Origin of the sequence: Syntrophobotulus glycolicus DSM 8271, from assembly GCF_000190635.1 — a bacterium.
Classification (GTDB): Bacteria; Bacillota; Desulfitobacteriia; order Desulfitobacteriales; family Syntrophobotulaceae; genus Syntrophobotulus; species Syntrophobotulus glycolicus.
In genome coordinates, this window is sequence record NC_015172.1 from 931,062 (window position 1) to 953,226 (window position 22,165).

Annotated in this window: 27 protein-coding genes; 26 read left to right on the top strand and 1 reads right to left on the bottom strand. The window is 46.6% G+C overall.

Features of this window, described 5'->3' with window-relative positions; all coding sequences use genetic code 11:
* Positions 1 to 36 precede the first annotated feature (36 nt).
* From SGLY_RS04755 to SGLY_RS04840, 19 genes are all read left to right on the top strand, one after another.
* On the top strand, positions 37 to 1,020 hold the full coding sequence (locus SGLY_RS04755; protein ID WP_013624153.1) for an ABC transporter ATP-binding protein: 984 nt from the start codon (positions 37 to 39) through the stop codon (positions 1,018 to 1,020).
* Between the two features lie 139 nt (positions 1,021 to 1,159).
* A complete protein-coding gene (locus SGLY_RS18355; RefSeq protein ID WP_242822975.1) occupies positions 1,160 to 1,414 on the top strand; it encodes a hypothetical protein in 255 nt (84 codons plus the stop codon).
* A gap of 18 nt (positions 1,415 to 1,432) precedes the next feature.
* Positions 1,433 to 1,633, top strand: a complete 201-nt coding sequence (locus tag SGLY_RS18360) for a hypothetical protein (protein WP_242822976.1) — start codon at positions 1,433 to 1,435, stop codon at positions 1,631 to 1,633.
* A gap of 57 nt (positions 1,634 to 1,690) precedes the next feature.
* Positions 1,691 to 2,131, top strand: coding sequence for a GNAT family N-acetyltransferase (locus SGLY_RS04765; protein WP_013624154.1), 441 nt, complete (start codon positions 1,691 to 1,693; stop codon positions 2,129 to 2,131).
* Positions 2,132 to 2,211: 80 nt separating this feature from the next.
* A complete protein-coding gene (locus SGLY_RS04770; protein WP_013624155.1) occupies positions 2,212 to 3,435 on the top strand; it encodes a winged helix-turn-helix domain-containing protein in 1,224 nt (407 codons plus the stop codon).
* Positions 3,436 to 3,481: 46 nt separating this feature from the next.
* Complete coding sequence (locus SGLY_RS04775; protein ID WP_013624156.1) at positions 3,482 to 3,940, top strand: GNAT family N-acetyltransferase; 459 nt, start codon at positions 3,482 to 3,484, stop codon at positions 3,938 to 3,940.
* A gap of 39 nt (positions 3,941 to 3,979) precedes the next feature.
* Positions 3,980 to 4,435, top strand: a complete 456-nt coding sequence (locus SGLY_RS04780) for an NUDIX hydrolase (protein WP_013624157.1) — start codon at positions 3,980 to 3,982, stop codon at positions 4,433 to 4,435.
* Between the two features lie 161 nt (positions 4,436 to 4,596).
* Positions 4,597 to 4,728, top strand: coding sequence for a hypothetical protein (locus SGLY_RS18500; RefSeq protein WP_013624158.1), 132 nt, complete (start codon positions 4,597 to 4,599; stop codon positions 4,726 to 4,728).
* Between the two features lies 1 nt (position 4,729).
* A complete protein-coding gene (locus tag SGLY_RS04785) occupies positions 4,730 to 5,119 on the top strand; it encodes a VOC family protein (protein ID WP_013624159.1) in 390 nt (129 codons plus the stop codon).
* Positions 5,120 to 5,559: 440 nt separating this feature from the next.
* Positions 5,560 to 6,516 carry a GNAT family N-acetyltransferase gene (locus SGLY_RS17435; RefSeq protein WP_013624160.1) on the top strand — a complete coding sequence of 319 codons (957 nt, stop codon included), beginning with the start codon at positions 5,560 to 5,562 and terminating at the stop codon, positions 6,514 to 6,516.
* 172 nt (positions 6,517 to 6,688) lie between these two features.
* Positions 6,689 to 7,225, top strand: coding sequence for a GrpB family protein (locus tag SGLY_RS04800; RefSeq protein ID WP_052298607.1), 537 nt, complete (start codon positions 6,689 to 6,691; stop codon positions 7,223 to 7,225).
* A gap of 113 nt (positions 7,226 to 7,338) precedes the next feature.
* Positions 7,339 to 7,821 carry a flavodoxin gene (locus tag SGLY_RS04805; RefSeq protein WP_013624162.1) on the top strand — a complete coding sequence of 161 codons (483 nt, stop codon included), beginning with the start codon at positions 7,339 to 7,341 and terminating at the stop codon, positions 7,819 to 7,821.
* An 18-nt stretch (positions 7,822 to 7,839) separates the two neighbouring features.
* Positions 7,840 to 8,268, top strand: a complete 429-nt coding sequence (locus SGLY_RS04810; protein WP_013624163.1) for a GNAT family N-acetyltransferase — start codon at positions 7,840 to 7,842, stop codon at positions 8,266 to 8,268.
* Between the two features lie 151 nt (positions 8,269 to 8,419).
* Positions 8,420 to 9,001, top strand: a complete 582-nt coding sequence (locus tag SGLY_RS04815) for an NUDIX hydrolase (RefSeq protein WP_013624164.1) — start codon at positions 8,420 to 8,422, stop codon at positions 8,999 to 9,001.
* Between the two features lie 139 nt (positions 9,002 to 9,140).
* Positions 9,141 to 9,449 carry a hypothetical protein gene (locus SGLY_RS04820; protein WP_013624165.1) on the top strand — a complete coding sequence of 103 codons (309 nt, stop codon included), beginning with the start codon at positions 9,141 to 9,143 and terminating at the stop codon, positions 9,447 to 9,449.
* A 10-nt stretch (positions 9,450 to 9,459) separates the two neighbouring features.
* Positions 9,460 to 9,990 (top strand): HD domain-containing protein, encoded by a 531-nt coding sequence (locus SGLY_RS04825; protein ID WP_013624166.1) that lies wholly within the window; start codon positions 9,460 to 9,462, stop codon positions 9,988 to 9,990.
* Positions 9,991 to 10,003: 13 nt separating this feature from the next.
* Positions 10,004 to 10,219 carry a class I SAM-dependent methyltransferase gene (locus tag SGLY_RS04830; protein ID WP_041444643.1) on the top strand — a complete coding sequence of 72 codons (216 nt, stop codon included), beginning with the start codon at positions 10,004 to 10,006 and terminating at the stop codon, positions 10,217 to 10,219.
* Between the two features lie 3 nt (positions 10,220 to 10,222).
* Positions 10,223 to 11,146 carry a S66 peptidase family protein gene (locus SGLY_RS04835; RefSeq protein WP_013624167.1) on the top strand — a complete coding sequence of 308 codons (924 nt, stop codon included), beginning with the start codon at positions 10,223 to 10,225 and terminating at the stop codon, positions 11,144 to 11,146.
* A 107-nt stretch (positions 11,147 to 11,253) separates the two neighbouring features.
* Complete coding sequence (locus SGLY_RS04840; protein ID WP_041444645.1) at positions 11,254 to 11,901, top strand: HAD family hydrolase; 648 nt, start codon at positions 11,254 to 11,256, stop codon at positions 11,899 to 11,901.
* Positions 11,902 to 11,915: 14 nt separating this feature from the next.
* Here SGLY_RS04840 and SGLY_RS04845 read toward each other — a convergent pair whose 3' ends face one another.
* Positions 11,916 to 13,037: a MalY/PatB family protein gene (locus SGLY_RS04845; RefSeq protein ID WP_013624169.1), complete on the bottom strand. Its 1,122-nt coding sequence runs from the start codon at positions 13,035 to 13,037 to the stop codon at positions 11,916 to 11,918.
* 280 nt (positions 13,038 to 13,317) lie between these two features.
* On the opposite strand from SGLY_RS04845, the gene SGLY_RS04850 reads away from it, so the two are divergent.
* From SGLY_RS04850 to SGLY_RS04880, 7 genes are all read left to right on the top strand, one after another.
* The gene (locus SGLY_RS04850) at positions 13,318 to 14,316 is read left to right on the top strand and encodes a D-cysteine desulfhydrase family protein (protein ID WP_013624170.1); all 999 of its coding nucleotides are present in this window, start codon (positions 13,318 to 13,320) and stop codon (positions 14,314 to 14,316) included.
* Between the two features lie 198 nt (positions 14,317 to 14,514).
* Positions 14,515 to 15,063 (top strand): RNA polymerase sigma factor, encoded by a 549-nt coding sequence (locus SGLY_RS04855; protein ID WP_052298608.1) that lies wholly within the window; start codon positions 14,515 to 14,517, stop codon positions 15,061 to 15,063.
* Positions 15,056 to 16,006 carry a DUF4367 domain-containing protein gene (locus SGLY_RS04860; protein WP_013624172.1) on the top strand — a complete coding sequence of 317 codons (951 nt, stop codon included), beginning with the start codon at positions 15,056 to 15,058 and terminating at the stop codon, positions 16,004 to 16,006. Before SGLY_RS04855 ends, SGLY_RS04860 begins: the two co-directional genes overlap by 8 nt.
* A gap of 83 nt (positions 16,007 to 16,089) precedes the next feature.
* The gene (locus SGLY_RS04865; RefSeq protein WP_041444647.1) at positions 16,090 to 16,749 is read left to right on the top strand and encodes a hypothetical protein; all 660 of its coding nucleotides are present in this window, start codon (positions 16,090 to 16,092) and stop codon (positions 16,747 to 16,749) included.
* 1,079 nt (positions 16,750 to 17,828) lie between these two features.
* Positions 17,829 to 20,270 (top strand): DNA ligase D, encoded by a 2,442-nt coding sequence (gene ligD / locus SGLY_RS04870; protein ID WP_013624174.1) that lies wholly within the window; start codon positions 17,829 to 17,831, stop codon positions 20,268 to 20,270.
* A 218-nt stretch (positions 20,271 to 20,488) separates the two neighbouring features.
* Positions 20,489 to 21,523, top strand: coding sequence for a uroporphyrinogen decarboxylase family protein (locus tag SGLY_RS04875; RefSeq protein WP_013624175.1), 1,035 nt, complete (start codon positions 20,489 to 20,491; stop codon positions 21,521 to 21,523).
* Between the two features lie 203 nt (positions 21,524 to 21,726).
* Positions 21,727 to 22,164: a MarR family winged helix-turn-helix transcriptional regulator gene (locus SGLY_RS04880; protein ID WP_013624176.1), complete on the top strand. Its 438-nt coding sequence runs from the start codon at positions 21,727 to 21,729 to the stop codon at positions 22,162 to 22,164.
* Position 22,165: the final 1 nt, after the last annotated feature.

Sequence of the window (22,165 nt, forward strand, 5' to 3'; positions counted from 1 at the left end):
GTTGCGCGCCAATCTGCGGAAGGAAGGTTTTTGGCGATGATCGAAGTCAAGCGCTTGTGCAAGGAATTCCGAATTACCAAACAGCAAAAGGGCGTATTTTCCTACTTATTTCACAATCAATGGGAAACCAAAAAAGCGGTGGACGATATTTCCTTCGGCATCCGGCAGGGAGAAATTGTCGGTTATCTTGGGCCCAATGGAGCAGGCAAATCCACCACGATCAAAATGTTGACGGGAATCCTGGCGCCCACATCGGGTGAAATTTCCGTAAATGGGCTTATTCCTCACAAAAAACGCAAAGAGCATGCCCGCAACATCGGCGTCGTTTTCGGACAGAGAAGCCAGCTTTGGTGGGAGCTTCCTGTGATTGATTCGCTTAATTTGCTAAAGTCTATCTATAAAGTACCCCAACAGGCCTATCAAAGAAACCTGGAATTGTTCCATGAGGTGTTGGGACTCGGTGAGTTTATCAACCAGCCGGTCAGGCAGCTCAGCCTTGGCCAAAGAATGAGAGCCGATTTCGCGGCTTCTCTGGTCCATAGTCCGCCGGTCCTTTTTCTGGATGAACCGACCATCGGACTGGACCTGATCGCCAAGGAAAAAATACGCGAATTTATTACCGCCATCAATAGAGAAGAAAAAGTGACCGTCATCTTAACAACCCATGATCTGGGGGACGTGGAAAAGTTATGTACGCGAACGGTTGTGATCGATCAGGGAAAAATTATTTACGACGGCAATCTGGAACGTATGCGGGCCAGCTTAGGCAGGTACAGGACGCTGGTCGTTAAAATCAAGGGCAATGGTTTTCATTTTACCATGCCAAATGTGGTCCTGACGAAAGAAAACGGCCCCCAAAAGTGGCTGAAATTCGATAAAGACGAGGTATCCCCTTCCGGGATTATCGCGAAATTAATGAAGCAGTATGAAATCCAGGATTTGACTGTGGAGGAGCCGGAGCTTGAGGGGATCATCAAGCAGATTTATCAGGGAGACGCTGAAAAAACGGCGGAAATATAAACGAAATATGCGATATACTTGAGTTTTCAAGCGTATAATTGATAAACTGAATATTAAGACTGCTTTTGTTGCTACCTGTGATGAGCTGTTCATACCGTGTAAAACACGGACAATGTTGGAAGAAGGGGAGAGAGGAAGGATGAGCATCCGGATCATTCAAATAAACGATGAAGCGATGAAATCTCTGTATACGGAGGAGATTCTCCGAAGTCTACCCGAATGGTTCGGCAATGAAAAGGCGCTCCGCGCCTATGTGCAAACCGCCGCCAAATTTCCTTACTGGCTTGCCTTAAATCAGTCTGAAAATGCCGTTGGCTTTATTTCTGTTAAAATCCATTATGGGAATACCGGAGATATTTATGTATTCGGTGTATTACCCCAATACCATAGCTAGGGTATCGGAAAAGCACTTTTGGCTGCGGCGGAAGGGTATTTCAGGCAAAATGGCTGCCAATACGCGATAGTCAAGACCCTGAGTGAAAGAGTCCGCTCTGAACCCTACGCGCGAACAAGAAGGTTCTACACGGGAGCGGAATTTGAGCAGCTCATCACCCTGACGGAAATGTGGGATGAAGAACATCCGTGCCTGATCATGATTAAAAAACTCGATTGATTGCGCCTGCCTGGTCACAGGAGCGGATATATCAACAGGAATTTAGAGGTCTCACTGATGGAAATTATAAAAGTAACAGGAAACAAAAAAATATATATCGACCTGCTGTTGCTGGCGGACGAGCAGGAGGATATGGTAGACAAATATCTTGAGCGCGGTGAGATGTTTATTTTGAACGATCATGGGGTAAAAGCCGAATGCGTGGTTACAAAAGAAGCCGATGGTATTTATGAGTTAAAAAGCATTGCGGTTCAGCCTGCTTGCCAGCAAAAAGGTTATGGAAGGGCTTTGATAGAATTTTTGTTTTCTTACTATGCTGATTGCAAAACCATGCTGGTCGGAACAGGGGACAGTCCTTTCACTTTGAATTTTTATAAAAGGTGCGGTTTTATAGAGTCGCATCGTATCAGTGATTTCTTCACTGACAACTATGACCGTCCGATATACGAAAACGGAAAACAGCTTACTGATATGATTTATCTGAAACGAAACCGCTAAATTCCTGTTTGAAGACCAGTTTTATCGGGCCAAGTCGCCTGATGTTCCGATGCTGTTATCTTAAAAATTCGGAGATAGCCATGATTACATTAACAAACCGACAAGCAAGACAATTTATTCTTCTCAAACACGGTTTGCTGGACGAATACAAATTCATCGGAAAGCAAGGCGCGCTTGACTTTGTGCGGCAGGCGGGCTGTATTCAGTTCGATCCGGTGGACTCCTGCGGCAAGAATGCAGAGCTTACTTTGCAGTCGCGCGTCAAAGGCTTCACAAAACAAACGCTTTACGAGCTGCTGTATCGTGACCGTAAACTTGTGGATTATCCCGATAAAAACCTCTCTGTCATTCCAATCGAGAACTGGCCATATTTTGAGCGTTATCGCCAAGCTTCCCGCGAAGGCGGTTTGCGCTTTGAGGGACTCGCTGAATTAGAAGATCAAGCCAAAGCTTACATCAAAGCGCATGGCCCGGTAAGCTCTGACGAGCTGCCCATACAAGGAAGTATACGCTGGCATTCTTCTATCCATTGGAGCGGCAATCGGGGCGGCAGTACCAATGCGGCACGCGCGGTGTTGGAGCAGCTGTACGCCACCGGCGAATTGATTATTCACCACAAGAAAGGTACACGGAAGTATTACGATCTTGCGGGCAATTATTTACCTGCCGAATTACTGAAGGCCTCCGATCCGTTGCCGGACGAGTTTGCGCATCAGAAATGGCGCGTTCTGCGGCGTATCGGAGCTGTTGGGATTCTGTGGAACCGTCCGTCAGACGCCTGGCTGAATATATGGGGCTTAAAATCGCCGCAGAGAAACGATGTATTCAGAGAATTGCTTGAGGAAGGGAAAATCCTCGAAGTCAAGGTTCAGGATTTAAAGGATATTCTTTTCTGCCATGCGAAGGATGGATCGCTTCTGGAAACCGTTCGGCAAAAGGATCAATTCAAACCGCGCTGCGAGCTGATCGCACCGCTTGACTGCCTAATGTGGGACAGGAGACTGATTCGTGCCCTGTTTGATTTTGATTACACTTGGGAAATCTATACTCCCGCCGCCAAGCGGAAATATGGGTTTTACGTTCTGCCTTTGCTTTATCATGACAGCTTTATCGGCCGTGTGGAAGCAATCGCTGACAATAAGACAAATATCCTGACGGTTAAAAATATTTGGTATGAGAAAAGTGTAAAGCAAACGAAAAAACTTCAAATGATGATAGAGAGAAATATAAGCCGGTTTGCGGAGTTTAACGAATGTAATAAAGTCAACTGCGACAGATCAACGGTAAAAACTTATTGCCATTAAACAATCATGGGACCAAATGGCAAGTGCTTCGGAAAGAAGGAGAAGAATGAATTACCAAATCATTGCCGTCCGTGAACACCCTGTCTGGCTGAACCGCGCCGTCGATTACTTCTCAGCCAAATGGGGAATTGAGCGCAAGCTTTACGAAGACGCGGTTTCAGACGGCATAACGACGGCAAATCCTTTGCCGCGCTGGTTCCTCCTGCTCAAAGACAAGAAAATTATCGGAAGCTGCGGGCTGATTGAAAATGACTTCATGGTCCGTAAGGACTTGTATCCGTGGCTATGCGCTTTATATATTGAAGAAACCGAGCGGGGTCAGGGCCTTGGCGCGAAGCTTCTGGCGCATGGCCGACAGGAAGCCCGGAAATTTGGATTTGACAGGGTTTATCTTTGTACGGAACATACCGGTTATTATGAAAAATACGGTTGGAGCTTTTTCAGTCTGGAGGAAAGCGAATGGGGCGGCCGGACAAGAGTATATGAAATCGCCAGTGGCGTGTGATGGGCGCCTGGTTACAGCGCACTACGAGGAGGATTTGTTATGAGCATTGCTGTTTGTTTTCATCAGGAAACTGATGTACCCGATGAGCTTCTCAAATTCGCCGTAATTGCGGCGAGAGCTGAGGGCAAATGGATATTCTGCCGCCACAAGGAGCGAAATACTTACGAAATTCCCGGCGGACACCGGGAAACCGGGGAAGCTATTGCAGATACGGCGAAACGCGAATTGTATGAAGAAACCGGCGCCTTGAAATTCAAACTGGCGCCTTTAGGGGTTTATTCCGTTGACAATGACGGTCAGATTACCTACGGCAAGCTGTTTTATGCGGAGGTTCAGAAGTTTGGCGAATTGCCGGAGGACTTTGAAATAGGAGAAGTTGTTTTTTCGGATACGCTCCCCCAAGAACTCACCTATCCGGCGATCCAGCCCTATTTGTTGAAGAAAGCGAGTGATTTTGCCTATTGGATCAGGGAAAAAAATAAAATTATTCCTTAAAGCCATCGCGATGAAAGAGCCCAAAAGTTTAAGAGACTTACAGTTAGTGGTAGAACGCATCTTAATAAAAGCTTACAATAAAGTTACATAATATGTTTTTTGGACTTCATGACCGGAACGATGCGATTTTCTTATAGAAAATGATGAGGGAGGACTGTAAGATGCTGAAAAATGCGGTGCGGACAATCGGCAATCTGATCGATAAACAGAGCGTTTCGTTTATCAGTCCTGCAGGCGGCGCCAACAGCGATGAGGCTGCGCGTCTGGAAGGAATTGGACAAGGAGGATGGTAGGATGAGGCTGGACGGCTTCGGTATTTTTGTAAAAGATATGGCAGTTATGGTTCGATTTTATAGAGATGTTTTGGGATTTGAAATAAAAGAAGAGGAAAACACGACGAATGTATATTTAGAAAAGGACGGAACGCTGTTTTTGCTGTATCGACGAACAGATTTTGAAAAGATGACAAACAGGTCATTTGGATATGCAGAAGCAGTAAACGGGCATTATGAAATCGCATTAAGCGTTGAAAACCATAAAGCGGTTGATTTGGCCTTTAAAGAAGTTCTGTCAAAAGGAGCGACACCTGTCTTAGAACCGACAACCGAGCCATGGGGGCAGCGCACCTGTTATATAACCGATCCGGAGGGCAACTTAATTGAGATTGGGTCATTTAATGAATAGTGGCCGAGAAAGGCGTCGGTCGTGAAAAGGTTGATGAAGCCATGCTGCGGGTTGTTGCAGTGTTTGGGATAAATGAAGCGCAGGGCGCAGAAGATTGAGTACTGCTTAAAATTTTGCACATATCAGAAAACTTGAAAAACCTGATGATATATGGTAAGATCACCCAAAATGGCAATACAATCATGTCATATTGGCTAATTAGGCAACTAAAGGCTGAGGAATTTCTTCCGGCGCGAGATGGGAGAGACCTCAGCCTTTAGTTATGAAAAAGGTAAAAAGAAATTCCGGCGGAGGAAAGTGAAGAAGGAAGCTTGATACGAGTCTGGTAAATGATGAATTAGGAGGAGGTGAACGCAATGTCAATTGCCCTTTACCAAGAGCGCCCTGGGCGGTAAATAATGGGCTCTTAACCCGCAGACTGTATGATAATGGAGGTTGGAATGGCTGAAAGATTTCGCTTGGCTAGCCTGGATGATTATGATGAAGTCCTGACAATTTATCAAAATGCCATAGGCTGTCTGTGTTCACAAAACATCGATCAATGGGATGAGCTCTATCCGAGCCCGGACGATTTGCTGGAAGATATCAGAAATCAGCAGCTGCATCTGTTGGTAAGGGACGCCGAGATCCTTGCGGCGGTAGTACTCAATGAAAGTCAGGAAGAAGAGTACCAAAAAGGGGCTTGGTTATCCCAAGGACCCGGGATTGCCGTGGTTCATCGGCTCTGCGTTCATCCGGACGTTCAAAACAAGGGGATGGGCAGGGAAACCATGCGGCGGGCGGAGGGTTACTTAGCGGCAAAGGGCTATGCGGCTGTACGTCTGGACGCTTTTGCGCAAAACCCGCAAGCCATCCGTTTATACGAAAGCTTAAGCTACAAGCGCGCCGGCGCAGTCCGCTTTTGTAAAGGAGAGTTTTATTTGTTTGAAAAACAGTTAAAAGACGCGGCTTCTTTAAGCTGTCACCAAGCGGGAAAAAATGATTTAAAAGGTTTGCTTTTGCTCTATACGCAATTCCGCGATGCGAAAATGCCTGATTTTGATGAGAAACTTTACACGTTATGGGGTAATATTCTGGGTGACAAAAATTATTACGTCATCGTTGGCAAAATCAATCAGACAATAATTTCTTCCTGCATTTTGCTCATTGTTCCAAACATAAACCAAAGCCACAACCAAAGGCCGTTTGCCTTGATCGAAAATGTAATAACCGACGAATCACATAGGAACAAGGGTTATGCGACGCAAGTTTTGAATTTTGCCAAACAAATCGCCGGGAATCATGATTGCTATAAAATAATGCTTTTAACCGGAAGTAAAAAAGAAAGCGTATTAAATTTCTATCGAAAGGCCGGGTATAATTCCGAGGATAAAACCGGTTTTGTACAATGGCTGTAGATAAAACAAGAGCTCCGCTTGACACCATTAGGAACATTTGGATTTTGATGTTCACATTATGATCTGCATACTCTGCCAGTTTTTCCCGGCTGGAAACCTATTATTCAGACCTGCCCAGAGCCAATGACAATTGGTATGGCTCAAACTTCGCGGATTTTTAAAAAGGAGCAGAATGATGCTTGGCTTGAAACGAGGGATCGTCGCGCTTTATGACCATGAAATAAGCTGGGAAGAAAACGCGGCCTTGACAATGGAAAAACTTCAGAAGATATTCGGCGCAGCGGCAAAGGATATGCAGCATGTGGGCAGCACCTCGATTGTCCGCATCAAAGCCAAGCCGATCATCGATATTGCCGTCGCGGTAAACAGCTTTGCGGATGTGTATCCGCTCATACCCTTGCTTGAGGCGGAGGGAATCAGGCACGGCCCGGAAAACGATCAGCCCTGGCAGGTGTTCTTTTTCTGCGGCAACGACAGGGAAGATACCCGCACCCATCATATCCACGTTGTCAAAACGGACAGCAGGGAGTGGCGGGATTATATTAATTTTCGGGACTATCTGAACGCCTGCCCCGAAGCAGCCGGGGAATACGAAACCGTTAAACGGCAGCTGGGACAAAAATATCAGAATGACCGTCTTGCTTATACCGAAGGAAAAGACGCGTTTGTCAAAAAGGTTTTGCTCGACGCCCTGGCGTGGAGGAATTGAGCAAATTAGATCTCAAAGTAATTTGCATAATATATTTTTTCAGTGTCTTAACAAACCGGAGCGGACTTGTTGAAATAACAGATAACAGATGAATTGAAATGGAGGACTCAGCTATGAGCAAGAAACTGATAGCGTATTTTTCGGCGAGCGGCGTTACTCGCAATGCAGCACAGGCACTGGCGGAGGCTGCTAATGCCGACTTGTATGAGATTAAGCCGCAAGTGCCGTACACAAAAGCCGACTTGGACTGGCAGGATAAGAACTCTCGCAGTTCGATAGAGATGGGTGATAAATCCTCGCGTCCGATGATTGCGGACAACGACGCTAACGTCGGCGCGTATGACGTTGTATTTGTCGGATTCCCGATTTGGTGGTATGTCGCGCCGACCATCATCAACACTTTCCTCGAAAGCTATGACTTCGCGGGAAAGACCATCGTGCCTTTCGCCACGTCAGGCAGCAGCGGTATCGGCGAGACGGTGGCGAACCTGAAAGGGAGCGTCGGCGCTTCCGCGACTATCACGGAAGGGAAAATACTAAATGGCACTCCGACGAAAGAAAGCCTTTCGGCTTGGGTAAATAGCCTTGGACTTTGAAAGCTAGGAGTGGATACTGTGACCGGCCCTTCAATCAAAATAGGTACTTACGCCGAACTCGGCACGGCTGCTGACGAACTTCGCCGCCAGGTCTTTATTGACGAGCAGGGGGTTCCTGAAGAAGAAATATTCGATGGGTTAAGCGGTCAAGCGGTTCATACCGTTGTTTTTGACGGCGGTGTACCTGTCGCCACAGTGAGAATGCGGCAAGACGGCGATAGCTGGCGGATTGGTCTGGTTGCCGTAGACAAATCAAGGCGCGGTCAGCATTTAGGCGAAAAAATGATGCGGACGGCAATGGCGTATATTGCAGTGCACGACGGCAGGGAGATTGCGCTGACAGCGCAACAGCAAGCAAAAGGATTCTATGAAAAGCTCGGTTTTAGGCAATGTGGCGAGATTAAAGTCTTGGAATCGGGGTTTGTGCTTGTGCCGATGAAATACTAGGTGCAGAAAGCTTTATACGCAGCTTCTTCTTTGGCTTGGTCGAAAATGTGATAACCGATGAAGCGGAAGGCCGGATATAATTCCGAGGACAAAACCGGTTTTGTCCAGTGGCTGTAAATATTAATAACGAGTCAGGAGTGGCCGATTCAGAGTGGACGTCAAACAAATTTTTGCAGCTTATGATGATCACAGCAATAACGGTTTAGAGCGTTTCAGCTACTGTCCCGGCTGCGGCGGGAAATGCGCCGTGCAAATGGATGCGGGCAGAGAGAGGGCGGTCTGTTCCGCGTGCGGGCGCATTCAATACAGAAATCCTGCCCCGGCTGTTTCCGTGTTGATTGTCGCGGAAGATAAGGTGCTTTTGGGGAAAAGGGCGCCGGGTAGCTTTATGGAGGGAAAATGGTGCCTGCCCTGCGGATTTATAGAGTTTGACGAAGATTTTATTACAGCCGGCAGGCGGGAAGCAAAGGAAGAGACTGGGCTGAATATCCAAGTCCGGTCAGTGATCAGTGTCTGCTCAAATTATTTGGTGCCTGACCTGCATACCCTTGTTATCGTCTTACTAGCCGGCGTAGTGAGCGGCGAGGCCTGCCCGGGGGATGACCTGGACGCTTTGCAATGGGTTAAGCTGTCGGGACCTTGGCCGCCGCTGGCTTTTGCCGCGGACAGGCACATTATTGAGAGGTACCATAAAACACATCCGGAAGGGCTGCCTGTTGAGACGATACTTTAAGGTTCAATTTTAAAATTTGCCGTTTTTGCTGTCGATTCAGCTAGGAGAATAATCAGGTCAAAATAACGAATTTAAACGAAGGCCTTTTCAGGGTTGGCTCACTTGGCCATCAGGGGCATTCAGAAAGAAGGAGAAAAATATGACCGGGAAAATTATTTCCGTCCGGGAACACCCCGCCTACCTAAACCGCGCCGTTGATTATTTCTCCTCCAAGTGGGGAATTGACCGTAAGCTTTACGAAGCTGCGGTTTCCGACGGAATTACGACTGCCAATCCGTTGCCGCGCTGGTTCCTTCTGCTCAAAGACGGAGAAATTATCGGCAGCTACGGGCTGATCGAAAATGACGTGAGTGGGGCGGCCGGACGAGAGTATATGTTATTCCCTAAAAAAGCACGGATTATCAGGCGTGAAAGAAGACCGGATGACCCGTTCAATCTTCAGGAGTAGAGGAGGCAATATGAATCCCCAACGATTTCATCAACAAATTGAGTTTTTGGCAGAAATAGATAAAGTAAAACGTATTGATCGAAATACGGTTCTTATGGATGCATCGAGAAAGGAGAATGACGCGGAGCATAGCTGGCACATGGCGGTGGCGGTGATGTTATTATTGGAGTACTTTGATGAGAAGGCGCTGAATTTAGGCAAAGTGTTTAAAATGGTTCTCCTGCATGACATTGTTGAAATAGATGCGGGAGATGTCTTTGCTTATGGGAACGCTGATTATTCAGAGAAAGCGGAAAGAGAGAAAAAGGCAGCTAAGAGGATTTTTGGCTTATTGCCGCAGGAGCAATGTAAAGAATTTTTGAGCATATGGAACGAATATGAAGAATGTGTCAGCGGGGAAGCAAAGTTTGCTCAGGCCTTAGACAGTTTTATGCCGATCTTACATAATTACCGGACCAAAGGGTTGCAGTGGCGGAAACTGGGTGTGACAAGCGATAAGGTGCTGGCTCGAAACCGATGTTACCCGCAAAGCCGACCCTGAGATTGTCAATAGATTGTATTATCTCCTGCAACTGGATAAAGGAGCCAAAGTTTTGGATATCGGCTGCGGAATGGGAAATTATACAGCGGCGCTGAATCATAAGGGGTTATCCATGACGGGATTGGACATTTCGTCCGCCAAATATCCTATCAGTCTGATTATTTATTGGACTAAATACGGCGAGGATTGGCTCTGGACATCGGGACCCCGCCCATTTGGAGGAGGATAAACAGTGAAAGCGTTACGATTACAGAAGAATGATAAGATAGGAATCATATCGCCATCCAATCCAATAACAAAAGATTTAATTCCTCAATTAAATAAAGGCATCGATTTTTTTCAGAGCCTGGGGTTTGAAATTATATTGGCAAAAAATGCTTTATCCAACACGTTAGGATACTCCGCAACTCCGGAAGAAAAGGCGGAAGATATTAATGGAATGTTTAAAGATCCCTCGATAAAAGCCATTGTATGTTCTCAAGGCGGTGCAACAGCAAATGCCTGCTTGCCATTATTGGATTGGGAAGCGATCAGAAAAAACCCAAAAATATTTTTAGGAATTAGCGATATCACGGTTTTATTAAACGTATTCTATGCAAAAATCGGATTAATCACATTTCATGGCAATGACGTAATATGGGGTTTTGGAAGCGAACCCACACCTTATGATGCGCATGAGTTTATCGAACGGTTGATCAACGGCAGGATTGGTTTGATAAACAATAACGGCGAAAGAGCAACCATCCGCGGCGGCGTTTGTGAAGGAAAATTATTGGGCGGAAATTTAGGCTGCTTATTAAAATTAGCGGGTACCCCGTATCTTCCTGATTTTAAAGAATCGATATTATTTTTAGAGAGCTATGGATTTTCTCCTGAAGAAAGTTATTGTAATTTTGTTCAATTAGAACAAATGGGTGTATTTGATAAAGTGAAAGGAATTATTGTTGGCTACATCTATGATGAATATTCAGATCAAAGAAGTGTTCAGCTGGAGGATGTTTTAGAAAGGACCACTTCAAAATATCAATTTCCAATTCTTAAAGTCAATGATTTTGGACATAATTGTCCGAATACTATTATTCCTGTGGGAGTAAAAATAAAGCTTAATTCAGATAAGAAGACCATAGAAATCATAGAAGAATGTGTAACGTGTTGAGCAAAGCATTTTAAGTGGCTGCCACTCAGGCTACTTACAGCAAGAATGGCTTTGAATCAGGAAGGCAGCGGCCTTCCTGCAAGTGGGAAGGAGGTCTTTTGGTCCGAATGGTGAAAGCGGTTATTTTTGATATGGATGGCGTTATCATTGACAGTGAGCCCATTCACTTTGTATCAGATCAGATGACGCTGCAGGATTATGGCGTTGAGATAACGAATGAGGAATTAAGCAAATATGTCGGCATCTCAAATCCCGTTATGTGGTCGGAACTGCGTGAAAAGTACGGCCTTGCGGCGGCTGTCGAAGAACTTTTGGCAAAGCAGATGTACTATAAGAAATTATTATTTGGCGGCAGGGAATTACAGTGTATTGAGGGGATAGAAAGTCTTTTAAGAAATTTAAAACATTCCGGCCTGAAAATAGGATTGGCTTCTTCATCACCCAGAGAGTTTATCGAAATCATCATAAACAACCTTGGACTTGCCGGATATTTTGAAGCAGTTGTGAGTGGAGAAGAAGTTGAGAGAAGTAAGCCGGCGCCCGACGTATTTCTAAGAGCGGCGGAATTGCTGAAGGTAAATCCGTCGGATTGTATGGTGATAGAGGATTCGGAGCATGGTGTAAAGGCGGCGAAGGCGGCTGGAATGAAATGTATTGGGTACTTGAATACAAATTCTGGACAGCAGGATTTAAGGTTAGCGGACAAGATGGTAAGTTCGCTCAAAGACATTGACTTTGCGGACAGCCTTTCATAGCTGCTGAAATATGCTTATTGAATTACCGAACCAATCCTCTGCAGGGCTTCTGCCAGAAGTTCTCTCCGGCAGCCAAAATTCAGGCGGACATAACCGTCAAGGCCAAAATCGCGGCCGTCGCTTAAGGCGATCTTCGCTTCGTGAAGCAGCCGGCCATGGGGATCTTTGATCCCATACGGCCTGAAATCAATCCATTGCAGGTAGGTTCCTTCAACATGGGTGAATTTGGCCTTGGGAAAACGCTGCGTGAGTTCTTCTTCCAGATAGTCCCGGTTGCTCTGCAGGTAAGCGACGAGTTCGTCCCTCCATTGCCCGGAATTTCCGTAAGCTGCTTTGCAGGCTTCCAGGCCGAAAAATCCGGGGTGGGGCAGAGCGTAGCTGATTTGGGCAAATTTTTTCCTTAAATCCGGGTTGGGAATGATGGCAAAGGCCATCCCCAATCCCGGTATGTTATAGGTTTTGCTGGGGCTCATCAAGGTTATGGAGTGCTGCTTGGCATATTCATCCACGGTCAGGAACGGAATATGCGGCCTGTCAAAAACAAGCTCGCAGTGGATTTCGTCGGCAATGACAAGCAGGTCATTGTCCTGGGCAAAACGGCTGAGCCCGGCAAGCTCGTCTTTTTGATAAACCCTGCCGACCGGATTGTGCGGATTGCAGAGGTAAAAAATATCCGTATCGGAAGTAAGGCGCTGCTCTAAATCAGCGAAGTCCATTTCATAATAGTCGTTCGTTTCTTTCAGAGGAGATAAAATCAGCTCTTTGCCGGCCCGGACGGGACCTTGCAGCAGCATCGGGTAATTCGGCGTATTGGCGGCGGCCTTGCCGGGCGCGATATGAGCGGCAACGGCCAAAGCCGGGACAATACCCGGAAGAAGCCTGATCCAGGACTCCTCCAAAACATAATGATAAGTCTGATAAAACCAGTTCGCGATGGTTTCGTACAACAGGCGGTCCGGCCTGGTATAACCATAGACCTCGTGCGCCGTCCTGTCTTTCAGGGCAGCGACGATCTGGGGTGATGGTTTGAAATCCATATCGGCAATGAACATCGGGATATATTCGTTCCCATAGGTATCCCATTTGACGCTGCCGGTTCCTCTCCTGTTGATTTTCTCATCAAAATCATAATTCATATGCCCAAACTCCCCTTTGAACCACGGTTGGTATTTTAATCCTATCTCAAGCTTTTATAAAACAATAGGGATAATATTTTGACCGGAACTTACAGCAGGAACTGCTATAAAGTATATAGAATGAGTAAAAATTAAACAATAGCCCCGGTATTCCAGGGGTGAATACAGAACTTGAAGCTGACATCAATACCTGGCCGGCAGGAACAGCTATCGAATGGTAAAAAGGGCAAACGTGAGGCTGGATACCGGGATGGAGAATAGATTGGGAGGTGCTCGTTTCATGATCAAAATTCCTGAAAAAATAACGTTGGCAAACCTGCCAACAAAAATAGAAAAGTTGGAAAGACTTTCGCCAAAACTGGGAGGACCAAATATCTATATCAAAAGAGACGATCAAACGGGAACGGAGGTTTCCGGCAATAAAATAAGAAAGCTGGAATTTGCGGTCAAAGAAGCGCTTGATCAAGGCTGTGATGTGCTCATTACCTGCGGGGGAAGCCAGTCCAATCACTGCAGAGCTACGGCAGCGGCAGCGGCAAGGATTGGCATAAAATCAGTTCTCGTTCTAAGGGGAAGCAGCAATGAAGAATCAGATGGCAACTTGTTTATCAACAGGCTTTTGGGCGCGCAAATCCGCTTTATTACTCCGGAAGAATATCGAAATAAACGGGCCGAAATCATGGAGAAAATCAAGGCTGAACTGGAGGAGCAGGGCCGCAGGCCTTATATTATTCCGGAAGGCGCGTCTAATGGAATCGGCAGCTTTGGATACTATACTGCCATGGCAGAAATTGTTCGCCAGGAAAAGGAACTGGGCGTACATTTTGATAGAATTGTAATCGCGGCAGGGTCCGGCGGTACTTATTCCGGGCTTTTCCTGGCAAGCAAAACACTGGGGTACACCGGTCAAATTTATGGGATTAATGTTTGCGATGACGCCGAATACTTCAAAAATCAGATTGATAAAATAGTGCGGGAAAGTATGCAATATATCAATGTGGATTTACAGTTTTCAAAAGATGAAATTCACATGATTGATGGCTATGTGGGTCAGGGATATGCACTGAGCAGGCCGGAGGAGATGCACTTTATTCATGAATTTGCCAGACTGGAAGGAATTATTCTGGACCCTGTATATACGGGTAAAGCAATGTATGGATTGGCAGAGGAAATCAAAAAGGGAAACTTTAAAACCTGTGAAAACATCCTGTTCATTCATACCGGAGGAGCGTTTGGCTTGTTCCCCAAAAAACATTTATTTACACTTCCCCAGGTGTAAAGAGGTGAAGAATAGACAAGAAACGATTCGGCTGGATCAAGACGGGGAAAATCGAGCAGGACGATTTCTACGCTTGGAGAGAAAAGGTCAGAAAAAAAGCAAAGTGCGAGAGCGGGGAGATTGGGTTGCAGGAGTGACAAAAGTGGCTGAAAAAATAGTAGGGAAGTATTGAATTTTTTTGGGTTGAGAGGTAACAGCTTGTTTATTATATTTTTAAGTGCCCTATCCGATAGCGAAAGGGACTTGGTGAATCAGATTTTTAAAGAATACAATATGAAGCTATATCACATATCCTTCAGCATCCTTCATTCACAACAAGATGCTGAAGATGCGTTAGCGCAGGCTTTTCTCAAAATTATAGATCATATTGACCGAATAAAAAAAATACCACGTCACGAAATGCTGCCTTTCTGCGTTATGATAGTAAAAAATACGTCCATTGATATTCATCGTAAGAATAGTAAAACGGTTTCTATGGAATCTATCGCTGAGATACAAGAATTTTCTGCTGATACCACCGAGGAAGTTTTCTTTAGAAATCATGACAGAGAATTGTTGCTTAAACTGATTAAAAAACTATCATCTGAAGACAGATATTTACTTGAATTAAGATTAGGAGAGGGCATGTCATACAAAGAGATTGGAGCGATAATGAATATAACCGAAATTACTGCCCGGAAACGACTTCAAAGGGCTTTGGAAAAACTGCAAAAATTATACTTAGAAGAGGGAGATCTCAATGCATAACGACGCTGTGTTTTTAAAATCAACGTTTCAGCAATCCATCATAGAACAGAGCGATGAGGCTGAGAGCAGATTTGAGGTTGACGGAATAGATATTAACGAATTGACGGAAAAAATTCTACTGCTGCCAGAATACATGAGGTCTCTTTTGTTTATGAAGTATATTTTTTATTTTGATCCTAATGTAGCTGAGGAGATATTATCTATTCGCCATGCAAAGCAAAAGTTAAGGTATGCCGAATCCCTTTTGGCCTATTCACTAAGATTGTCTGATAACCAGTGTGTCGAAAGGACATGTATGGAGCAGGCAGTTCGTCAAGCGTTAAACAGAGAGATATCGAATGAGGATACAAGCATTATTACTTTAAAACCTCATTACTCTAACAAATTCAGGAATCAGTTAAAGGGGATAAAAGCAGCACAAAGATATAGTAATCATCTAACCCTAAAGCGTGTGGGCATAGCAATCATTGCCGTCATCATTAGTTTTGCGATGACGATCACAGCAAACGCGGAACTTAGAATGAGGTGTTTTGACTGGCTGGTGGAAACGTTCCCCCTATTCAGTCAATTTGGTCCCGCAAATGCAATTGAGTCAAGCCCATCGGATTTTGAGAGGCTTAAAAATATGGAATTAAACTATATACCCAGCGGATTTATGCTTATTGATACATTTGAAGCTGACCCAATGGTAGTATATCGTTACGAAGACTCGAATGGAAAAGTCCTGACGATCAACGTCAGTGTACCTACAGGTTCCCCTATTCTGGCCAATACTGAGGACACTCAAATTAATGAAGTAATTCTCAATGAACAAATTGCCTATTGGTGGGAAAAAGACAGTTTTTTCTATTTTATATGGCAGGAAAATGGTTTTGAAATAAACATAGTTGGACAAGTGAGTTATGAAGAAATACTTAAAATTTCTAAAAATATACAAACGTGAATTTTTTAAGAAAATATGTCACATTTACCCTCCTTGTGCGTTATATAGGTAAAAGAACCTATGACGCCGAGGAGGATTTTTTTATGAATTATTACGATATGGCGATAAACGGAGAGGGGAAAACGCATATGAAAAAAAATAAAAGAATTGCAGGATTTATTGCCATGATCTTGGTTTTTATATTGAGTGGTTGTAAAGCTGCTGAAACTTCAGAGGGTATTACCACAATTACGTTTCCTTCTGACAACACTGGGAAAACTGAGTTTAACGCATCAATTTATGAGGTAGGTCCTTTTACTTTATCTTTGAAAATGCCGAGTGATTGGAGCATCGAGAGTGTGGCTCCAAATGAAGGATTCACCTTTCTGCCTGTTTTTTCGAAATCATATATACTTAATGAAAATGATGAATACGTAGGTGTCGTAGGCTACAATACGTATGAGGTTTATGAGGGCGCAGAGGAAGACCCTCGTGCAATTTATAACGAAATTGCGTTGGGGAACGATTATCATTTTGATGTCAGGGATTCCTATAATGTGATAAAGGAAACTCCTGCGGGGTCTGCTGCTGTCGTTGATGTTTACTATTCCGGCTCTATAAATGACGGTGTTGAGAAACAGAATAAAGGAATTGTATCATATAATAAAGATTTATTAGTTTATGTTGCAATGGAGTTTTATCGTGATAAAATTACGCATGAACAGGCCAATATGATTGCCGAAAGCATTAGTATTTCTAAGTAAATAAATATTCTTTTGAGTATATTCTCTGTGTGCCATTTCTCAATACGTCTGAACAAAGTATGGTATAGCCAAAAAATGATTACACATTTTCCCATGTGTGATTTGGTTACGCAAGTATCTAGAGAACTGGTTAAGCTAAGAATCAGTGTAAATCCCCAAACACCGCAGGAAATGTTTGGGGATTTGCCGCTTCGCAGGATTGCTTGAGATCATAAACCCTCAACCGATTTATCCGACAGCCTTGAATTTATTCTGTTCTCTCTCAGAGGTGAACACGCTCGCAAAGAGCCGGGTAAAAAGACGTGATACGATACAAGAGAGGTATTGAGCAGGGATGTTCGAAAGTGTATTGAACAGCCGGAGGAGGCTCTTGACATTTATCCCGGGAAGTAGTAGGTATAAAATAGAAAAACATAATATGAATTTTATTACCATGATCAGGTTTTCACAATCCCGGACAGGATCTGCGCCGAGGATTTGCAGTTTGCTTATCTTTACTGTCTGGAGAGAATAGACAGTGAAGATGCTTACAACATGAGAAAGTCTGGGTCGCTTTCGGCAGATCAGACCTCCTTAAAATGTATTGGACAGATAAAATGTGTTGGATATATCGGATATCATGGCAGATCAATCAATAAATAAATAAGGCAGGTAATGGGATGAGACTTGTCCTCTGTATTCTAATCGTTGTCGCTATTGGGATGATCCTTGCGAGATTCGCAAGGCTGGCCGGTGGAATCCTCAGGTTTTCAGAAAGATATATATGGTTTCGAAAGCTTTTAAAGAAAGTCAGAAAATCAATTCAGGGATTCAAAAAAAATGGTTGGCCGGGAGGATGAAGGTTCGTTTATTCCGCAAAGGAATTGGACGGGCCTTTTCATTGATTAGCTTCCCTGCCCTGACCTGTCAAGGATGCTGACCGCTTAAAAGGATACTTATCATTCAACTGGAAACAATAAATCCAGAGGCGCTTTCATTCAATATGATGACATTGAATTCAACCTGTGAAAGCAGGAAGGCAACAGCCTTCAAGGACGGTCGGAAGAAGACCGAAAAAGAGAAGGAACCGGAGCAATCTGATGGATAGAAAGCTGAACGACTACAACGAAAAAAGGAATTTTGCCAGGACCACGGAACCGGAAGGGGCAAGAGAAATGGCCCGGGAAGGCTTAAGGTTTGTCGTCCAGCACCATCTGGCCCGCAGGGATCACTATGATTTCCGCCTGGAATGGGACGGAGCTCTCTTGAGCTGGGCCGTGCCCAAGGGACCTTCCTATAATACCCGGGATAAGAGGCTGGCCGTCCAGGTGGAGGACCATCCCCTGGAATACAGGAACTTTGAGGGGACGATTCCCAAAGGGGAATATGGCGGCGGAGTCGTCATGCTCTGGGATGAAGGGTACTGGGAACCGGATGGGAATGTGGACGACGGGCTCCGCGCAGGGATGCTGAAGTTTGTGCTCAAAGGACGGAGGCTGAAGGGAAAGTGGGCTTTGGTGCGCTTGAAAAAGAAAGCGGGCGAGACCAAGGATAACTGGCTGCTGCTGAAAGAAAAAGATCAGTATGCCAAAACCGGCGACGAGGTTTCCCAGTTTGCCACCAGCATCAGAACCGGACGCACCATGAAGGAAATCGAAGAAGGGGAGGACGAAAAGATCACCCCAAACCCCTTCGGCAGTACCGGCGTGCAGCTGGCCAAATTAGTGCGGATGGTTCCTGAAGGGGAGGATTGGCTCTATGAGCTGAAATACGACGGCTACAGGATAGTGGCGTATATGGAGGGCGGCAGCGCCCGCCTTCTGACCAGGAATGGCCGGGATTATACGGCGCGGTTTCCGGATGTCGCCTCTTCCCTTAGCGATTGGGCCGGAGGAAGGGCCATGATTCTGGACGGCGAAATGGCCGTCACGGATGCAGCGGGCAGGACAGATTTTCAGGCGCTCCAGAACTATCTGAACAATGCTCAGGCCCAAAGCCTGACCTATATCATCTTTGATCTCCTGGCCCTGGATGGGGCGGACCTCCGGGGACACCGCCTGCTTGACCGGAAGGGAACCCTGGAAGCGTTGCTGAAGGATGCCCCTGAAAACCTCTACTACAGCCGGCATGTGAGCGGAAACGGCAGGGAAAGCTTCGCTGCGGCCTGTGCCGCAGGTCTGGAAGGAATCATCGGCAAAAAAGCGGATTCCCTCTACAGCGGAACCAGAAACGGGGACTGGATCAAGCTGAAATGCGAGCAACGGCAGGAATTTGTGATCGGGGGCTATACCCTTTCCGCGAAAAAGACGAGCGGGGTCAGCTCCCTGCTCCTGGGGGTTTACGAAGGTCAGGGATTGGTCTATGCCGGCCGGGCCGGCACGGGCTTAAGTGAAGCGGGCCGGAGAGAGCTTGCGGAAAAATTTGCGGGCAGAGAGAGAACGGAGCCTCCTTTCCGGCTTCCGCCCAAGGCCAGGGCAAACGAGAAAATCACCTGGCTGGAGCCTGAGCTGGTCGCGGAAATCAAATTTGCCGAATGGACCAAGGATGATCTGTTAAGGCAGGCCAGCTTCAAAGGCCTGCGGACGGACAAGAAGCCTGAGGAGATCAAAAGGGAAAAAACGGATGGGGAAAGACAGCCCCCGCCGTCCGCCAAAGAAACGGAGAGAGCCATGGAAGCAAACACCAACAGCATCATGATCGAAGGAATCAAGATCACAAATCCGGACAAGGTAATCTTTACCGACCCTGAAACCACCAAAGGGGATGTGGTCCGGTACTACGCCCAGGTGGCGGAGCGCATGCTGCCTTATGTGAGCCGCAGGGTGCTCAGCATCGTCCGCTGCCCTAAGGGCATCGCCCAGACCTGCTTTTATAAAAAGCATCCCGGCCCCGGCAGCAAGGGAATCGTCACCATCCCGGTCACCAACAGCGACGGAGAAACCGAGGAATATTTTTATATAGAGAACACCTCCGGACTGATTGCTGAAGCCCAAATGGGCACCCTGGAATTTCATACCTGGGGAAGCCGGGCGGACGAGCTGGAAAAGCCTGATCTGATGGTTTTTGATCTGGACCCGGATGAAGGAATGGATCTGAGCAGGGTGCGCCAGGGTGTGCGGGATATGAAAGATCTTCTCACCGAGCTTTCCTTGCGGGCCTACCTGAAAACCAGCGGCGGCAAGGGGTATCATGTGGTCGTCCCGCTAAAGCCCTCTGTTTCCTGGGACCGGTTTTACGATTTTGCCAGGCGGGTTGCCGAAGTGATGGAGCAGAAATGGCCTGACCGTTACACCAGCAATGTGAGAAAGGCCAAGCGCGCGGGCAAGATCTTTATCGACTGGATGCGCAACGGCAGAGGGGCGACCAGTATTGCCCCCTATTCCCTGAGAGCGAGGGAAGGGACCAGAGTGTCCATGCCCATTGCCTGGGAGGAGCTGGATACGGTGGCTCCGGACAGTGTCAATATGGCGGAGGCGCTGCGGCGGATCGGCGGCAATGACCCCTGGCAGGGTTTCTTCCGGAACGGGCAGCAGCTGAAATGAACAGGCCGTTCGGAAATGAACAGGCCGTCCTGATATCCCTTGACAATAAATGGGGGGTATGAATATAATGAGCAGGATGAAAATATATTAATCATGGGACAAAAAACATGAGATAAAATCGACCGGAAAGCTGGAGATCTCGCGCGTAAGCGCAGGATTTCCGGCTTCTTTTTTTCAGAAGACACAGCCCGGAGAGGGCAAGAAATGGAGGTTTTGGCATGAGCATGACGCCCAGGCAAGTTCTTCAGGCGGTTACGAGCTTCAAGGAACCTGACCGCCTGCCGATCTCAATTTCCGCGCTGAGCATTCTCCAGCACCGGGAGGGTTATACGCAGGAGAGCTTCCTGCGGCTGCCCCCGCAGGAGCAGGCCGAATTCGCATATCAGGCAACGCGGACATACGGAGGAGACATGCTGCAAGTCGGACTTGGCGGTACGCTGGCGGTAAAGGCGCTCGGCGGCAAGGTCAAATTCCGCGCTCACGGTCCGGCAGATGTCACGGAGCCGCTGATCGAAAATATCTCCGATCTTGACAAGATCGACCTTGACCGCGTAAAAGAGGATGAGCATTACCAAAACGCCCTGGAGGTAGCAAGGCACACTTTGCGGCTGGCAGGGGATGAATACCCGGTCTCGGTCGGTTCCTGGGGGCTTTACACGCAGGCCGGCCTGCTTTATGGCGCGGAAAAGCTGATGCGGGGGAGCATCCGCGACAAAGCGGCCATCCGGGCCCTGCTGGATTTCACTTTTGAGCTGCTTAAAGCCACGACCGGTGAAATCGTGGACATGGGAGCGAGCGTCGGTAGCCTGGCGGACCCGACAGCCTCCGGGGACATGATCTCCCGCGAGCTTTTTGCAGAGCTTGCCCTTCCTTATTTGAGGAAGGTGTATGACTGGTACCGTTCGAAGGGCCTTCTGACCTCGCTGCACATCTGCGGCAATATCAACGACCGGATCGGCCTGATCCCGGAAACGGGGGTGAATATCCTGTCGATTGACTATAAGGTTGACATCGGGCGGGCGGCAAAGCTCCTGAAGGGTAAGACGGTGATCGGCGGCAACGCCGATCCTGTCGCGGTCATTATGCAGAGCGACGCCGAAGCTGTCCGCAAAGCCTATCTTGAGATCATCGAAAGGGTTGGAAACGCTCCGTACATCGTAATGGCGGGGTGCGGCATCCCTTCCCGTACTCCGCTGGAAAATATTCAGGCAATGGTCGATATTGCTCATCACACCGTGCCGAAATACAGTTGAGGCTGCCGCTTTCCCATTGCACAGATCAAGAAATCGATTTCAGGCCATGAAAGCCAGGGGCATCAGAACTCTGAATTCTGATGTCTTTGTTTTGATCTTTTTTCCAAGGATGGCGTGAAGGATAAGCCGTAAGCGTTGACAAGGAAACGATTAATTTGATAAATTAGTTTCAAAGGAAACTATAGAGAGGGAGGATTCATTCGTTGGAGAGCATCGGCAGGTACAGTGCGGCGATCTACCGGCTCAGTCAGAGCATATTCAACCATAAGCTGAAGGAGCTGGGGATCAGCAGCGGACAGTATGATTTTTTTCTCGTGATCGCCCGCAATGAGGGGATCAGCCAAAAGGAGCTCGGAGACAGGCTCTATGTGGAGAAATCAACGACGGCCAAGGCGGTCAAGCATCTCCTGAACAAAGGCTACATTCATAAAAAGCAGATCGAAAACGATAAGCGGTATTTTGCGCTGTATCTGACAGAAAAGGGTATTCAAGCCTCGGTGGCTGTTCAAGCGGTCTTTTCGGAAATCCTGGACATCTTTTCCAGCAATATTCCGGAAGAGACGATCGAACAAACGATCGTGGTATTGAAACAAGTGATCGGCAACTTGCAGGAAGAAAAAAGGAAAGACATCAGTGAATAAC

Excerpts from the sequence above, each read along its gene's own strand:
- SGLY_RS04860 (WP_013624172.1), top strand. The coding sequence starts at position 15,056 with ATGCATAACGACGCTGTGTTTTTAAAATCAACGTTTCAGCAATCCATC.
- SGLY_RS17435 (WP_013624160.1), top strand. The coding sequence starts at position 5,560 with ATGGCTGAAAGATTTCGCTTGGCTAGCCTGGATGATTATGATGAAGTC.
- SGLY_RS04850 (WP_013624170.1), top strand. The coding sequence starts at position 13,318 with ATGATCAAAATTCCTGAAAAAATAACGTTGGCAAACCTGCCAACAAAA.
- SGLY_RS04820 (WP_013624165.1), top strand. The coding sequence starts at position 9,141 with ATGACCGGGAAAATTATTTCCGTCCGGGAACACCCCGCCTACCTAAAC.
- SGLY_RS04770 (WP_013624155.1), top strand. The coding sequence starts at position 2,212 with ATGATTACATTAACAAACCGACAAGCAAGACAATTTATTCTTCTCAAA.
- SGLY_RS04775 (WP_013624156.1), top strand. The coding sequence starts at position 3,482 with ATGAATTACCAAATCATTGCCGTCCGTGAACACCCTGTCTGGCTGAAC.
- SGLY_RS04755 (WP_013624153.1), top strand. The coding sequence starts at position 37 with ATGATCGAAGTCAAGCGCTTGTGCAAGGAATTCCGAATTACCAAACAG.
- SGLY_RS04780 (WP_013624157.1), top strand. The coding sequence starts at position 3,980 with ATGAGCATTGCTGTTTGTTTTCATCAGGAAACTGATGTACCCGATGAG.
- SGLY_RS18355 (WP_242822975.1), top strand. The coding sequence starts at position 1,160 with ATGAGCATCCGGATCATTCAAATAAACGATGAAGCGATGAAATCTCTG.
- ligD (WP_013624174.1), top strand. The coding sequence starts at position 17,829 with ATGGATAGAAAGCTGAACGACTACAACGAAAAAAGGAATTTTGCCAGG.
- SGLY_RS04845 (WP_013624169.1), bottom strand. The coding sequence starts at position 13,037 with ATGAATTATGATTTTGATGAGAAAATCAACAGGAGAGGAACCGGCAGC.
- SGLY_RS04765 (WP_013624154.1), top strand. The coding sequence starts at position 1,691 with ATGGAAATTATAAAAGTAACAGGAAACAAAAAAATATATATCGACCTG.
- SGLY_RS18500 (WP_013624158.1), top strand. The coding sequence starts at position 4,597 with ATGCTGAAAAATGCGGTGCGGACAATCGGCAATCTGATCGATAAACAG.
- SGLY_RS04825 (WP_013624166.1), top strand. The coding sequence starts at position 9,460 with ATGAATCCCCAACGATTTCATCAACAAATTGAGTTTTTGGCAGAAATA.
- SGLY_RS04875 (WP_013624175.1), top strand. The coding sequence starts at position 20,489 with ATGAGCATGACGCCCAGGCAAGTTCTTCAGGCGGTTACGAGCTTCAAG.
- SGLY_RS04785 (WP_013624159.1), top strand. The coding sequence starts at position 4,730 with ATGAGGCTGGACGGCTTCGGTATTTTTGTAAAAGATATGGCAGTTATG.
- SGLY_RS04840 (WP_041444645.1), top strand. The coding sequence starts at position 11,254 with ATGGTGAAAGCGGTTATTTTTGATATGGATGGCGTTATCATTGACAGT.
- SGLY_RS04805 (WP_013624162.1), top strand. The coding sequence starts at position 7,339 with ATGAGCAAGAAACTGATAGCGTATTTTTCGGCGAGCGGCGTTACTCGC.
- SGLY_RS04800 (WP_052298607.1), top strand. The coding sequence starts at position 6,689 with ATGATGCTTGGCTTGAAACGAGGGATCGTCGCGCTTTATGACCATGAA.
- SGLY_RS04865 (WP_041444647.1), top strand. The coding sequence starts at position 16,090 with ATGAATTATTACGATATGGCGATAAACGGAGAGGGGAAAACGCATATG.